14 protein-coding genes are annotated in these 14,073 nt (G+C 46.4%); all 14 read left to right on the forward strand.

Annotated features, from left to right (window positions below; all coding sequences use genetic code 11):
• The first annotated feature begins 23 nt into the window (after positions 1 to 23).
• The 14 genes from D3D03_RS01030 to D3D03_RS01095 all read left to right on the forward strand — a co-directional run bounded on the left by D3D03_RS01030 (position 24) and on the right by D3D03_RS01095 (position 14,023).
• Positions 24 to 632, forward strand: coding sequence for a superoxide dismutase (locus D3D03_RS01030; protein WP_119922485.1), 609 nt, complete (start codon positions 24 to 26; stop codon positions 630 to 632).
• A gap of 140 nt (positions 633 to 772) precedes the next feature.
• Entirely contained in the window at positions 773 to 2,845 is a 2,073-nt protein-coding gene (locus D3D03_RS01035; RefSeq protein ID WP_119922486.1) for a peptidoglycan D,D-transpeptidase FtsI family protein, read from the forward strand.
• Between the two features lie 223 nt (positions 2,846 to 3,068).
• Positions 3,069 to 4,013 (forward strand): PstS family phosphate ABC transporter substrate-binding protein, encoded by a 945-nt coding sequence (locus tag D3D03_RS01040; protein WP_119922487.1) that lies wholly within the window; start codon positions 3,069 to 3,071, stop codon positions 4,011 to 4,013.
• Between the two features lie 93 nt (positions 4,014 to 4,106).
• Positions 4,107 to 5,048 (forward strand): phosphate ABC transporter permease subunit PstC, encoded by a 942-nt coding sequence (gene pstC / locus D3D03_RS01045; RefSeq protein ID WP_119922488.1) that lies wholly within the window; start codon positions 4,107 to 4,109, stop codon positions 5,046 to 5,048.
• Between the two features lies 1 nt (position 5,049).
• A complete protein-coding gene (pstA, locus tag D3D03_RS01050) occupies positions 5,050 to 5,958 on the forward strand; it encodes a phosphate ABC transporter permease PstA (RefSeq protein WP_026833599.1) in 909 nt (302 codons plus the stop codon).
• 105 nt (positions 5,959 to 6,063) lie between these two features.
• Positions 6,064 to 6,840 (forward strand): phosphate ABC transporter ATP-binding protein PstB, encoded by a 777-nt coding sequence (gene pstB, locus D3D03_RS01055; RefSeq protein WP_051524104.1) that lies wholly within the window; start codon positions 6,064 to 6,066, stop codon positions 6,838 to 6,840.
• Positions 6,841 to 6,856: 16 nt separating this feature from the next.
• Positions 6,857 to 7,519, forward strand: coding sequence for a phosphate signaling complex protein PhoU (gene phoU / locus D3D03_RS01060; RefSeq protein ID WP_026833597.1), 663 nt, complete (start codon positions 6,857 to 6,859; stop codon positions 7,517 to 7,519).
• 109 nt (positions 7,520 to 7,628) lie between these two features.
• Positions 7,629 to 8,366 carry a DUF4912 domain-containing protein gene (locus D3D03_RS01065; RefSeq protein ID WP_026833596.1) on the forward strand — a complete coding sequence of 246 codons (738 nt, stop codon included), beginning with the start codon at positions 7,629 to 7,631 and terminating at the stop codon, positions 8,364 to 8,366.
• Positions 8,367 to 8,403: 37 nt separating this feature from the next.
• Complete coding sequence (locus tag D3D03_RS01070) at positions 8,404 to 10,587, forward strand: 1,4-alpha-glucan branching protein domain-containing protein (RefSeq protein WP_119922489.1); 2,184 nt, start codon at positions 8,404 to 8,406, stop codon at positions 10,585 to 10,587.
• 104 nt (positions 10,588 to 10,691) lie between these two features.
• A complete protein-coding gene (gene rpmG, locus D3D03_RS01075; protein ID WP_012369771.1) occupies positions 10,692 to 10,841 on the forward strand; it encodes a 50S ribosomal protein L33 in 150 nt (49 codons plus the stop codon).
• A 62-nt stretch (positions 10,842 to 10,903) separates the two neighbouring features.
• Positions 10,904 to 11,452, forward strand: coding sequence for a 5-formyltetrahydrofolate cyclo-ligase (locus D3D03_RS01080; protein ID WP_119922490.1), 549 nt, complete (start codon positions 10,904 to 10,906; stop codon positions 11,450 to 11,452).
• Entirely contained in the window at positions 11,452 to 12,222 is a 771-nt protein-coding gene (locus D3D03_RS01085; protein ID WP_233550657.1) for a DUF92 domain-containing protein, read from the forward strand. The genes D3D03_RS01080 and D3D03_RS01085 overlap by 1 nt, the downstream gene beginning before the upstream one ends.
• 166 nt (positions 12,223 to 12,388) lie before the next feature.
• Positions 12,389 to 13,342: an L-lactate dehydrogenase gene (locus D3D03_RS01090; protein WP_026833592.1), complete on the forward strand. Its 954-nt coding sequence runs from the start codon at positions 12,389 to 12,391 to the stop codon at positions 13,340 to 13,342.
• Positions 13,343 to 13,513: 171 nt separating this feature from the next.
• Positions 13,514 to 14,023: a GNAT family N-acetyltransferase gene (locus D3D03_RS01095; RefSeq protein ID WP_028106771.1), complete on the forward strand. Its 510-nt coding sequence runs from the start codon at positions 13,514 to 13,516 to the stop codon at positions 14,021 to 14,023.
• Positions 14,024 to 14,073: the final 50 nt, after the last annotated feature.

Below are 14,073 nucleotides of genomic sequence, written 5' to 3' on the forward strand. Positions count from 1 at the left end.
ATAGGATAAAGGGGGACATGAAAATGTCAAAATTTGAATTACCAGAACTCGGCTACGCTTATGATGCGCTGGAGCCACATATCGACGCTCGTACGATGGAGATTCACCACTCAAAACACCACAACACGTATGTCACGAACGTAAACGCGGCACTTGAAGGGTCAGAGCATGAAGGGAAATCACTTGAAGAGTTACTTCAAAACCTCGATTCACTTCCTGCTAACATTCAAACAGCTGTCCGTAACAACGGTGGCGGTCATTGGAACCACTCGTTCTTCTGGAAACTCTTGAAAAAGAACGACGGAGCAGTGCCAACGGGTGAGCTTGCTTCAGCAATCGACGAATCATTTGGTTCATTCGAAGCATTCAAAGATGCGTTCGCAAAAGCGGCAACAACTCGTTTTGGTTCAGGTTGGGCGTGGCTCATCGTGGACGGTGGCAAATTAGCTGTCGTTTCAACACCAAACCAAGATACACCAGTCATGGAAGGCAAAACGCCGATTCTTGGACTTGATGTTTGGGAGCATGCTTATTACTTGAACTATCAAAACCGTCGTCCGGATTACATCAATGCGTTCTTTAACGTCATTGACTGGGATCACGTGGCAAAACTTTACGCTGACGCAAAATAATAGATAGATAGGAGCGCCGATTTTCCGAAAGGGAAACCGGTGCTCTTTTTTAATGCGGAAAATGATGGGATAGGTTGTTATGGAAAGTTTCCTTCTATATAATGAAACAAGATGACTTTTGAACGATAGGGGAGTACGCCATGGCGAAACGAATCACAGTAAGGGGCAGACGGCGTAACCATCTGCCGCTGCGCTTGAATTTAATGTTTTTTGTAGTGTTTTTATTGTTTGCGATTTTAATTTTTAGATTAGGTGTCGTCCAGATTGTAAACGGTGAAAAGATTTCACGGGAAGTTCAAAAAACGGAGATGATTGCTTCGAAATACGAAGTACCGCGCGGAAAGATTTATGATCGGGACGGACGACTGTTGGTCGATACGATTTCCAAGTACTCGATTGTGTACCGCCGGTCTCAAAATACGAAAGTTGATGAACGGATTGAAATCGCCTCACGTCTTGCGGCGATCATCAACCTGCCTAAAAAGGATTGGAAAGTGACGGAGCGCGATCTGAAGGATTACTGGATTGCTGTCAACGAGAAGGAATCCGACCGCCGGTATAAACAGGCCGTCAAAGAAAAATATCCAAGTTCAGAAGCGCAAAGTAAGTTGTCGATTTCACAGCAAGATCAGATTCGTCTTGATACAATCACGGAAAAAGACATTGATTTTGATGACAAGACGATGGAAGTCGTCGCCATCAAACACAACATGGAAGTCGGCTATGCGCTTGATCCCCAGCTCGTCAAATTGGGGGCGGATGCAAAAGAAATGGCCATCATCGATGAAAACCTCGAAGATTTAAAAGGGGTATCGGTCGAGCCGTTTTATGAACGCTCTTATCCGTACGAAGGGACGCTCCGCAATATCTTCGGGAAGTACTCGAAAATCCCGGCGGAACAACAAGCGGAATTCAAGGCAAAAGGATACAGCTTAAATGACCGTGTCGGAACCTCTTTCCTTGAGCAACAATATGAAGATCTGTTGCGCGGGAAACCGGCATATGATGTCTATGAAACGTTTAACGGCGAGCCTGTCGGCGAACCAAATCGCGAAGAAGGCGAATCAGGAAAAGACCTTGTCCTGACGGTTGATGCGGAATATAACAAACAAGTCGACCAAATTCTCCAACAAGCAATTAAGATGGGGCGCGGTATGGGCAGTGGCTACCTGAAAGAAGGTTATGCCGTCGTCATGAATCCACAAACCGGCGAAATTTTGGCGATGTCGGGACAAAAACTCGATACGGCAACGAACGAATTCAGTGATGTCGCGATCAATAACGTCTTAACTTCCTTGCAAATCGGATCTACGATCAAAGGTGCAACAGTCGCGATGGGACTTGAGGAAGGTGTCATCCGTCAAAATGAAGTCATCAACGATGCACCGATTACAATTGGCGGGACCAAAAAAGGATCCTACGTCAATATGGGACCGATCACGGATCTGACGGCACTCGAACGTTCGTCGAACGTGTACATGTTTAACATTGCGATGCGGATGGCGAAGTACCCAAGTAATGGTGTAGCGGGTGCAAGTGTCGACGCGGCAGCGGCGATCATGCAAAACTATTACAGTCAGTTTGGTCTCGGTGTGACAACGGGAATCGATCTTCCGTATGAAGCAAAAGGGGTACAAGGTACACCGGACCGCGTCACACTCTTGATGGACCGGGTAATTGGTCAGTATGATGCCTTTACACCGTTACAGGTGGCGCAGTATATTTCGACACTGGCCAACGGCGGATATCGGGTACAACCTCACTTCTTAAAAGAAGTCTTGGCGTCGAACTCGATTGAAGAAGGAACAAAACAAGTCGATTACAGCTTCAAGACCAACTATTTGAACCGGATTGAAATCAGTCAAGCGAACATTGATCATGTCCGCGAGGGGTTACACCGTGTCGTTAAAGGCGAGCGGGGGACTTCTAAAGTCATCGCCCAGACCGGAATCGATGCGGCTGCCAAAACCGGAACGGCACAGGTCAGTGTTTACGGTGAAGACGGGATTGCACTTCGTGACGGAAGCGGACAGCCGGTTCGTTCGTTAAACTCGAACCTCGTCGGTTGGGCCCCGTACGACAATCCGGAAATGGCATGGGCCGTGTTCCTTCCATATATGGAACAAGAAACGGTCAACTCGAAGATTGGTCATGATTTAGTCAAAGCCTACTTTAATGTCAAGGACGTCCCATGGCAAACTAAGCCTAATTAACTAGTTCAGCGAAGGTGAGGAAACTCATCTTCGTTTTTTTGTTTGGATTGACCTGTTTTTCTAATGAACTTCAAATTGTAAACGCGGAAATACACGCCTTTACAATTCTTTTACGTTGGATTCATTTTGGTTTAATAGTTCATCCGTAGTATAAGTCTTGTAAGGAAAACGGATATAAAGTCGTAGCGTTACCAGCGACATACTTCGAGGAGGAAAATTAATCATGTCTTGGATGAAAAAAACAGCTCTTATTACAACGGTAGCGTCAATCGCAGTAGTCGGTGCGGCATGCGGAAATGAAACAGATGGCTCTTCAAGTTCTTCTGATCTTTCAGGAAAGATCGCTGTAGACGGATCTTCAACAGTCTTCCCAATCATGGAAGCAGTCGGTGAAGAGTATTCAATCGAACAACCAGACGTCGATGTAACAGTCGGAGTATCCGGAACAGGCGGCGGTTTCAAACGTTTCGTCGTTGGTGAAACAGACCTCTCGAACGCATCACGTGAAATTAAAGATGAAGAAGCAGCAGAAGCTGAAAAAAATAATATTGAATTTACACGTCTCTCGCTGGCACTCGACGGATTGACAGTCGCCGTCAGCAAACAAAATACATGGGTTAAAGAATTGACACTCGATCAACTCAACAAAATGTGGCTCGATCCAAACGTCAAGACATGGAAAGATGTTGATCCATCTTACCCGGCTGAGCCAATCAAATTCTTCAGCCCTGGTAAAGACTCAGGAACATTTGATTACTTCGACGAAGAAGTCCTTGACGAAAAAGATATGCGTAAAGACGTTCAACTCTCGGAAGACGATAACGTTCTCGTCAAAGGTGTTGAAGGAACAAAAGGTGCAATCGGCTACTTCGGTTATGCCTACTACGCGGAAAACAAAGATAAGTTAAAAGAAGTTCCACTTTCAGCTGAAGGAAAAGATGCGGTTGATCCAACACCAGAAACAATCAACGACCTGTCTTATCCGCTGTCACGTGAAATCTACACGTACGTCAACAACAAGTCATTAAAAGATAAAAAACAAGTAGCTGACTTCGTTCAATTCACGAATGAGAACGCTGGTGACTTAGCTGAAGAAGTAGGTTACATCAAGATGAAACAAGACCGTTATGATGAAAACGCAAAAGCTATCGAAGACGCAATGAAATAAACATCACCAAACGAGGACGGCCCAAAAAGGGGAAATTCCCCTTTTTCGGGTCCCGTTCTTATGTAGGCATGATGAAGTAGGGAGCGAAGAAGGATGAATCCATCATCAAACAAATCGGTTCGCGAGCTGATTCAACAGAACCGACAACAAAAATTCAGTATGAAAAACGTTATGGAACGGATCATGCCGATCGTACTTTTCCTTTGTGCGTTCGTTTCAGTTGTTACGACCATCGGCATCATTCTCACGTTAGTTCTTGAGACACGCCACTTCTTTGAAGTCGTATCGATCAAAGAATTTTTCGGCAGCACGAACTGGTACCCGTTGAACTCTCAACCGGAGTACGGGATTTGGCCACTCGTCGTGGGAACACTTGAAATTACCGTGATTGCGATGCTAGTTGCCGTGCCGATTGGACTCACTTCTGCGATTTATTTGAGTGAGTATGCATCAGAACGCGCACGTCGTGTTCTCAAACCCATTCTTGAAGTATTAGCCGGTGTTCCGACAATCGTCTTCGGATTTTTCGCCTTGACGTTCGTTACACCATTACTCGTAAAACTCATTCCGGGTCTTGCCATCTACAATGCCTTAAGCCCGGGGATCGTCGTCGGAATCATGATCATCCCGATGATCGCCTCGATTTCGGAAGATGCGATGAGTTCGGTTCCGAAAAAAATCCGAGACGGTGCGCTCGCGCTTGGTTCAACACGTCTTGAAGTCGCTTTAAAAGTTGTTGTTCCGGCAGCCCTTTCAGGGATCATCGCGTCGATCGTTCTCGGAATGTCGCGTGCGATCGGTGAGACGATGATCGTAACGATTGCTGGTGGATCGAATCCAACAGCTCTCGTCAACCCGTTAGAACCGGTTCAAACGATGACTGCTTATATCGTTCAGGTCGCACTTGGCGATGCTGGATTCGGTACGATTGAATACTATAGTATCTACGCTGTCGGTACGTTGTTGTTCGTCTTTACTCTTTTGATGAACTTACTCGCGAACTGGATCACGCGTCGTTTCAGAGAGGAGTACTAAGATGGCCTTACCAGAAAAACAACCCGTACAAAAAAAGTTTATCGATCCTGTTGCTGTTAAAAAATCGATCAGTCAACGCTTGGTCGTCAACAATATCACTAAAATCATTTTCTTGATTGGACTGTTATTTGGTTTAGTCGTACTTGGTATTCTTCTGTCTGGTGTCGTTCGTGACGGAGCAGCCTGGTTGTCACTCGACTTCCTTCAAAACGCTCCTTCACGCCGACCGGATCGTGCCGGAATCTATCCTGCGCTCATGGGCTCAATCTTCCTGATGTTGCTGATCATTCCAATGATCTTCATCCTCGGTGTCGGAGCTGCGATCTATTTGGAAGAGTATGCGAAAAAAGGACGGATGACGTCATTCATCGAAGTCAACATCTCAAACTTAGCCGGTGTCCCGTCAATCGTCTTCGGATTACTCGGACTGACGTTCTTCGTTCGGAACATGGGCTTCGGTTCGACCTTGATTGCCGGAGCACTCACGCTTGCACTGATGAGTTTGCCGGTCGTCATCGTCTCGTCCCAAGAAGCGATTCGAGCAGTCCCGCAAGCAATGCGTCACGCGTCACTCGCGCTTGGTGCCTCAAAATGGCAGACGACGTTTAAAGTCGTCTTACCGGCTTCCTTGCCGGGTGTCATCACAGGAATCATCCTGGCGGTATCCCGTGCCATCGGGGAGACGGCACCACTGATCATGGTCGGTGCAGCCATCTTCATCGCCCGGGCACCGGAAGGTATTTTCTCAGAATTTACAGCGTTACCGATTCAAATCTACAACTGGACAAGCCGTCCACAAGCCGATTTCCAAGGACTTGCGGCAGCAGGAATCATTGTCTTGATGGTCATCCTCTTGACGATGAACTCACTTGCGATTTGGATCCGGAACCGTTTCTCAAAACGATACTAATCAAAGACTTATAATGAAATGAATCACGTTCTGAACCACGAAGGAGGAACACAGATGATGGATACGAAGCTGACGACGAAACCAGCCAAAGAAGGGGCAAAAACGATGAATCAACCAGTAGCTGCACGACAAAGCGTATACCGTGTAAATGATTTGAACTTATGGTACGGCGATGATCACGCCTTAAAAGATGTTAATCTCGACATCAAACAAAATGAAGTCACGGCAATCATCGGACCGTCAGGATGCGGGAAATCAACGTTTATCAAGACTTTGAACCGGATGGTTGAACTTGTCCCGATCGTTCGTACGAACGGTGTCATCGAGTACCACGGCCGCAATATCTTTGATAAGGATTACGAAGTCGAAGAATTACGGACATCCGTCGGGATGGTCTTCCAGCAACCGAACCCGTTCCCGAAATCGATTTACGACAACATCGCTTACGGACCACGTGTTCACGGTGTCAAAAACAAGAAAATCTTAGATGAAATCGTCGAACGGAGTTTACGTGGTGCAGCGATTTGGGACGAGGTAAAGGATCGGTTAAACGAGAATGCGTACGGTTTATCCGGTGGACAGCAGCAACGTCTCTGCATCGCCCGTTGCCTCGCGATTGAGCCGGATGTCATCTTGATGGATGAACCGACCTCGGCACTTGACCCGATCTCGACGTTGAAAGTCGAAGAACTTGTTCAAGAATTGAAAAAAGACTACTCGATCATCATCGTCACGCACAACATGCAACAAGCGGCACGTGTCTCGGATAAAACAGCCTTTTTCTTGAACGGTGAAGTCGTTGAATTCGATCAAACGGACCGAATCTTCTCGAATCCGAGTGACAAACGGACCGAAGACTATATCTCAGGACGATTCGGATAACGAGGAGGAACTTTCAATGGCAGCGAACCGGACGATTTTTGGAGAAAACCTAGCAGTACTTGATCAAAAAGTATTTTTGTTAGCCCGTAAGACGATGCAACAGATTGCGACAACGGCGGAAGCTTTAGAAAAATACGACCGCGAGATTGCGCTCAAAGTCATCGAAAACGACAGCGAACTCGATGCACTTGAACTTGAAATTAATGATGATGCGATCTTACTGATTGCGAAACAACAGCCGGTCGCGACGGACTTACGTCGTTTGATCACAGCCATCAAGATTGCAACCGACCTCGAACGGATTGCTGATTACGCCGGAAATATCTCGAAAGCGGTGTTACGTGTCGAAACGTTCCCGTACGTAATTGACATCTCATTATTAAAACAAGCGTTCGAAACGTTGCTCGACATGACGGAGACAGCGATTGTCGCCTATCGTGACGGAGACATTGAGAAAGCAAAAGCGTTGTCGGATCTCGATAACATCATCGATGAGACGACGTATAAAGCATTACGTCAATACATGCGCCATATGTCATTGCAGCCGGTCGTTGTTGACGAAATCATGCAATTCACGAATATTTGCCGATACATCGAACGGATGGGCGACCATTTGACGAATGTCGGGGAGCATCTGATTTATCTGGAAAAAGGAAAACACTATGATTTAAACAACTGATTGCAGTAGGCTAGAGGGAGATCCTCTGCCTACTTTTTTTTTGAAAAGGATTTTGAAACAAGTTTGTAGAATAAGAAAGAAGTGAATAAAGAGAAAGAGGTGATAGGTAATGCTTGAAAAAATCATAAAATTAAAAGAACAAGGACTGACGATCAAACAGATCGCAGAAAAAGTAGAATCGACTGAAGGGAAAGTCAAATACGCCTGGAGCAAGTACCGAAAATCATTAACGGAATCGAACACAGCACCAACCGAAACGGCTACGACGCCTAAACCGAAAAAGAAGAAGGCAGGGGTAACCGTGAGCGCTTCAAAAGAAAACGAGATTGTGCCTGCATTGACGGCAATTCCTTCATTAGAACGAGATGCCTTTGGAATGGCGACGCATTACGAAGACGATATCATGCATGCCATCGTTCAGTCTCCGACATCGGTCTACGTCTACTGGGAATTGTCCGAGTTATCACGGAAGATGCTCGAGACACATTATCATGCCTCGTTTGATTCATTCCGAAAAGAACTTCGGATCATCGATGTCACACTCCGTGACTATGAAAAAGGCGAAGCGAATCGAACGTATCAGTTTGAATTGCCGGAAATGACCAATACATGGTTCGTCCGTCCGTTGATGCCAAATACTACATACATCATCGAATGGGGCATCCAGACGATTGACGGTGACTTTTTACCTGTCCTGCGTTCAAAACCAGTCGAAACACCACGGGATGAACCGGTGATGGACGGACGTTTTGCGGAAGTCGTCGCACGTTGGCAGTATGGTGAGTTGGAACAGCCGGAATGGGTAGAAGTCTTACGCCCGTATTCCTACTTCGACCGAGTTCGTTAAGACAATAGAAAGAAAGCACAAGGAGAGGAAGAAAAACATGCGCAAAGGATATTTTTCATTAGTCTTACACGCCCATTTACCGTATATCCGCCATCAAGAAGCTCATCGTTTGGAAGAGCGTTGGATGTACGAGGCGATTTCAGAAACCTATATTCCATTACTGTGGGAAATTGACCGTTTGGAACGTCCGCTCGGGTGGACGATCAGTATTTCACCGCCCGTCATCGAGATGTTGGCCGATTCTTTGATCCAAACCCGTTACGTGGAACATTTGGATGATACGTTACGGTTGATTGATCAGGAATTAAAACGTGACTTGATGAAGGAAGAACGAGATGCCTTATTATTCTATCAAGAGCGGTACCATGATTTAAAAGTGACGTTTGACTACTGGAACCGTGATCTCAACGGCGCCTTCCGTCATTACAAAGAACAAGGGTATCTCGAGTTGATGACGTGTACGGCGACGCACGGATTCAGTCCGCACATGTTGTCCGAACAGGCAGCGCGGTCTGAAATCCAAACCGGATTAAACTGCTTTGAACGCCATTACGGTTATCGTCCGACCGGTCTATGGATGCCGGAGTGTGCCTATACGCCGGGACTTGATAAAATCATGTATGAAGAAGGAATCCGCTATACATTTGTTGATGAACATTCGATCGTCAATGCGGATCCGTCACCGAAACACGGCATCGGCGCGCCGGTCTATTCACCACACGGTGTTGCGTTATTCCCGCGCGATCAAATCATTTCGGGTCGGATCTGGAGTTCCGTCATCGGTTACCCGGGTCATCCGGACTACCGCGAATTTTACCGCGATCTTGCCTACGACCGCGAATGGGACCAGATTGCAGAATTCATGCATCCTGAGGGATTACGATACGATACCGGACTGAAGTTACACCGCGTGACGGGTGAATCGGATCAAAAAGACTATTATGTGCGTGATTGGGCTTGGAAACGGACAGATGTTCACGCGACGGATTTTGCAGAAGCACTTGCCAATCATTTGGACGAACAAAGCGGTCAAGACTTCCCGCCGTTTCTCGTGACGGCACCGTTCGATGCTGAACTGTTTGGACATTGGTGGTTTGAAGGTCCTGATTTCCTCGGAAAAACAATGGAACGTTTTGAAGAGTTCGGAATTGAATCGATTTCTCCGACGACTTTCCTTGAGCGTCATTTCCAGGACATTGAGACGGTACACGTCGCGATGGGAACATGGGGACGAAAAGGTTATGCCGACGTTTGGATCAACGAACGGAATGACTGGATGATTCGTCACCTGCATCAGCTTGAAAAACGATTGGCAGGAGTCGTTGCCCGTAATCGACATCAAGATGAACTGACCGTCAAAGCCAAGCGTCAACTGATTCGGGAGTATCTGCTTGCCGTCTCGAGTGACTGGCCGTTTATTCTCGATGGACAAACGACAGCACAGTATGCGGCAAATCGGTTCCGTGAACACATTAAACGATTTGAAGAAACGGAACGCCGACTTGATGCCAATGAACTGACATTGGAGTGGCTGGATGCCCGTTATGCGGAATATCCGTTTTTAGCCGATACGGACATCGAGCCGGACGTCTTCTTGACACCGCACGATTATTATGTAGCCGTTCAACGTGAATCGTCTTGGAATGATGAGGCCATCTTGATTGTGACGACGCAGTATGATGATACGAATCGTCCGGTTGCCGAGTTTGCGAAACGTCTGGCGGCTTCAGGTGAGAATGTCTATGTCATTACAGCAGGAGCGACCGATTATCAACATCAGGACGGAGTACATGTCTACCATGTCGAAGTGAACGGTTTACCGCTCGTTCAGACGTATAACCAGCTCGCGGGGTTAAACCTGGCTGTTTTACGACAAGCACAAGCACTCAATAAGATCGTCGAGTTCCGTCTTGTCCATAACTTTAATATGGAGACGGCATCCGCTGCACAATCGTTTGCTGAAATGAACGGTCTGCCTCTTGTCAGTAACGTCTACGATTTGGAAAGTGAACGTTCACAAGGCGGAACAGGCGGATTGGTCGTTGCGATTAAACGACTTGAAGGAGAAGCACTTCGCCATTCAAATGTGATTTATCTTGAGCGGGAAGAAGCGCGAAACGGGATTGAACATGACTATCATGTCGAAAAAGAACTGCGTTCCTTCCAAGTGAACCTTGAAAATCCGTACCAGCATGTAACGATTCCGAAAAAGAACGGATGAACAGTTGCAATTCACTTCCTTTCTTGGTACGATACTTGAGTATGCTTAACCTTATGTAAAGCAAAAACACTTGATACATCGAGAGCTAGATAGGAGGGAATCCCATGCGCGTTAAAATTACTTTGGCTTGCACTGAAACTGGTGACCGTACTTATATCACTAAGAAGAACAAGCGTAACAACCCAGAGCGTCTTGAGTTGAAGAAATACAACCCACGTCTCCGTAAGCACACACTTCACCGTGAAGTAAAATAATTGAGATGGAAGCCGTCACCTTGTGTGATGGCTTTTTTGTTGAATAAGGGGGACTTTACAGGATGGAAAAGCAGGAAATCCGACAGTTCATTACGCACCAATTAAATACATTGGGTCATCGGCAACAACGTGAGCAACAGATTTATGATCGGCTCTTCACCGTTTCAGCATGGGAAAATGCCCGTTCGATTGCTGTCACCTTATCGTTTCGAAATGAGTGTTCGACCGATCCGATCATCGAAAAAGCATGGGAGCTCGGTAAACAAGTAGTGATTCCGAAAGTGGTACACCGCGAGATGAAGTTTTTTGAGTATCTGCCGAACAGCCGGTTGGTGGAGACAACGATGGGGATCCGGGAACCCGACGATACAGCGGTGGAACGGTCGTTGAATACGATCGATCTTTGTTTGGTTCCCGGTCGTGCCTTCATGCGAAACGGATTTCGTGTTGGATGGGGAGGCGGCTTTTACGACCGCGCATTAGTCGATTATCAGGGAAATACGTTAGCGGTTGCGTTCGAGTGCCAACTCGTCCCGACATTTGCCGTCGAATCGTTTGATCGACCGGTCGACCAAATCGTGACAGAGTCCGAGGTCATTTTATGTCGGTGATGTACGGAATCCTATTTTGTTTTTTACTCGGATACATCGGTTATCGATTGCAGCTGTTGACGATCAGCGGTGCTGTCTGGACGATTGTCGTCGGAACGGTCGTCATTTATGGGTTTGGATACAGCGGACTGATCTTATTGATGCTCTTTTTTGGCAGTTCGAGTCTATTATCAAAACTCGGCAAACGGAGAAAACAGACGGTGAATCAAATCGTTGAAAAAGACGGAGCGCGTGACGGCTGGCAAGTCCTTGCAAACGGCGGTGTCGCAACTCTTGCTTCGGTCGGCTATGCATGGACGGAACACACCGCGTTTCTTGTATTGTTTTTGATTGTGCTCGCTGCTTCGAATGCGGATACGTGGGCTTCTGAAATCGGTCCGCTTTCGCAAAAAAATCCGTTTCTTTTTACAGGGCGGCGTGTTCCGGCCGGAACGAGCGGAGCGGTTTCTGTCCTCGGGACGTCAGCGACAGTGGTCGGAGCCTTGTTTATCGCAACTGCCGGTGATCTGTTGTTTACATTACCTGCCGATACATGGGTACTCGTGACCGCCTTGGGAGTGGCCGGAAGTTTGTTTGATACATTATTTGGCGGAACGATTCAACGGAAGTTTCGTTGTACGGTCTGCTCGAAAGAAACAGAAAAACGGATGCATCATGATACACCGACAGTTTACGTCAAAGGCTGGAAATGGCTCGGGAATGACGGAGTCAACTTTTTATCGAGTGCACTGGCAGGTCTGATTGGTTTTATTGTGTATCGAATGTGGTAAGTGGAAACTGTAGATGTAATTTTACCTTATGTTAGGATATCATTGACACAATTTAGACAAGATGTGAACGTTTTCACAGCATTCATGACTTTGTGAAAGATGTTACAATCTATTTGTGAGATAGTTAACAAACTTTTAAATTAGTTTGGAAGGGTGGACATAGAGGATGGAATTACATGCGAAAGTAACACGCGTTGCGTTGGTTGGCGCTGGAGCCGTCGGATCAAGTTTTGCGTATCAGATGACGACAGCCGGTTTATGTGAAGAATTAGTGATCATCGATGTCAATAAAGCAAAAGCCGAAGGGGAAGCGATGGATTTAAACCACGGAACACCGTTCAGTTCTTCGCCAATTCGCATTTGGGCCGGAGATTATTCCGATTGTAAAGATTCGGAAGTGATTGTCATCACGGCCGGTGCGCCACAAAAACCGGGCGAAACACGACTTGACTTGGTAGCAAAAAATGCCTTGATCATGAAAGAGATGATGCGCCAAATCATGGAGTCCGGTTTTGACGGCATCATCGTCGTTGCTTCCAATCCGGTCGATATCATGGCTCATTTGGCCTGGAAGTATTCCGGCCTGCCGAAATCACGTGTGTTCGGTTCCGGGACAGTCCTTGACACGGCGCGGTTACGTCAAATGTTAGGTGAGTATTTCCATATCGATTCTCGAAACGCCCATGCCTATATCTTAGGGGAACATGGTGATACAGAATTTGCGGCCTGGAGCAACTCCCGCATTTACGGAAAGACGATTGATGAATTATTGGCAGAAGATGATCTCTACTCCCAAAAAGACCTTGACCAGATTTATATCAATGTCCGCGACGCTGCCTATCATATTATCGAACGTAAAGGGGCGACCTATTATGCGATTGGTCTTGGTCTCGTGCGGATTGTACGGGCCATCCTCGGTAACGAAAACTGTATATTGACCGTTGGTGCACATGTCGATGGACAATACGGAATTTCAGGAATCCATATTGGTGTTCCGGCTATCATCAATCGACAAGGTGTCCGGGAAATCATTGAATTTTCATTGACGGAAGAAGAATTGAAAAAATTCCATCATTCAGCAGAAGTGTTGCGTCAAACGATGGAACCGGTGCTTCACTGATTTTTTTAAAACCGTACCCTTTTGATTTATCAAAAGGGTACGGTTTTTTGTCTGAAAGATTCTCGATTAAACTAGGTTTTATTTTACTAGAAAAAGGTTATGTAAAGGATAGAGGAGTTTTCACGTCATCAGATCCAGTAGTAAAAACGCATAAAGGGGAGAAAGACAGTCATGTATACATTTCGGAAGTTAACGAAAGAAGATGCAGAACAGTATTGGAGTCTTCGACTGGAAGGTTTAAAAAATCATCCGGATGCGTTTGGTCATTCGTTTGATGATGAACAACAAACACCGATCAAGGACGTACAAGAAGGACTTGAAGGTGATCCGGACTCGGACGAAGTCTGGCTCGGAATGTTCGACGGCGAAAAATTGTTTGGTTTTGGTCAAGTCAAACCGTATGAGTTATCGCGCGAATCGCATAAGGCGATGATTTCTGCCGTTTATGTCTCACCGGATTACCGCGGTGGAACAGGTCGGGCATTAATGGAAGCTTTGATTGAAGAAGCGAAACAAATTCCGGATGTCGAACAGGTCATCTTGGCAGTGTTGTCCGGTAACGAGGCGGCACAAAGTCTGTACGAATCGTTAGGGTTTGAAGTGTATGCAGAGGATCCGGATTCGGTCAAGTTAGAAGACGGGACGTACCGGGACGACATTTGGATGAAAAAATACGTCTAATCCAAACTGAATCAAGATACGGTCGTTAGACGCGTGAAAAGTCGTAGGGT

It is taken from the genome of Exiguobacterium sp. RIT452, from assembly GCF_003598705.1.
In the GTDB taxonomy this organism is placed as follows: domain Bacteria; phylum Bacillota; class Bacilli; order Exiguobacteriales; family Exiguobacteriaceae; genus Exiguobacterium_A; species Exiguobacterium_A undae.

Excerpts from the sequence above, each read along its gene's own strand:
- D3D03_RS01030 (WP_119922485.1), top strand. The coding sequence starts at position 24 with ATGTCAAAATTTGAATTACCAGAACTCGGCTACGCTTATGATGCGCTG.
- D3D03_RS01035 (WP_119922486.1), top strand. The coding sequence starts at position 773 with ATGGCGAAACGAATCACAGTAAGGGGCAGACGGCGTAACCATCTGCCG.
- D3D03_RS01040 (WP_119922487.1), top strand. The coding sequence starts at position 3,069 with ATGTCTTGGATGAAAAAAACAGCTCTTATTACAACGGTAGCGTCAATC.
- pstC (WP_119922488.1), top strand. The coding sequence starts at position 4,107 with ATGAATCCATCATCAAACAAATCGGTTCGCGAGCTGATTCAACAGAAC.
- pstA (WP_026833599.1), top strand. The coding sequence starts at position 5,050 with ATGGCCTTACCAGAAAAACAACCCGTACAAAAAAAGTTTATCGATCCT.
- pstB (WP_051524104.1), top strand. The coding sequence starts at position 6,064 with ATGAATCAACCAGTAGCTGCACGACAAAGCGTATACCGTGTAAATGAT.
- phoU (WP_026833597.1), top strand. The coding sequence starts at position 6,857 with ATGGCAGCGAACCGGACGATTTTTGGAGAAAACCTAGCAGTACTTGAT.
- D3D03_RS01065 (WP_026833596.1), top strand. The coding sequence starts at position 7,629 with ATGCTTGAAAAAATCATAAAATTAAAAGAACAAGGACTGACGATCAAA.
- D3D03_RS01070 (WP_119922489.1), top strand. The coding sequence starts at position 8,404 with ATGCGCAAAGGATATTTTTCATTAGTCTTACACGCCCATTTACCGTAT.
- rpmG (WP_012369771.1), top strand. The coding sequence starts at position 10,692 with ATGCGCGTTAAAATTACTTTGGCTTGCACTGAAACTGGTGACCGTACT.
- D3D03_RS01080 (WP_119922490.1), top strand. The coding sequence starts at position 10,904 with ATGGAAAAGCAGGAAATCCGACAGTTCATTACGCACCAATTAAATACA.
- D3D03_RS01085 (WP_233550657.1), top strand. The coding sequence starts at position 11,452 with ATGTACGGAATCCTATTTTGTTTTTTACTCGGATACATCGGTTATCGA.
- D3D03_RS01090 (WP_026833592.1), top strand. The coding sequence starts at position 12,389 with ATGGAATTACATGCGAAAGTAACACGCGTTGCGTTGGTTGGCGCTGGA.
- D3D03_RS01095 (WP_028106771.1), top strand. The coding sequence starts at position 13,514 with ATGTATACATTTCGGAAGTTAACGAAAGAAGATGCAGAACAGTATTGG.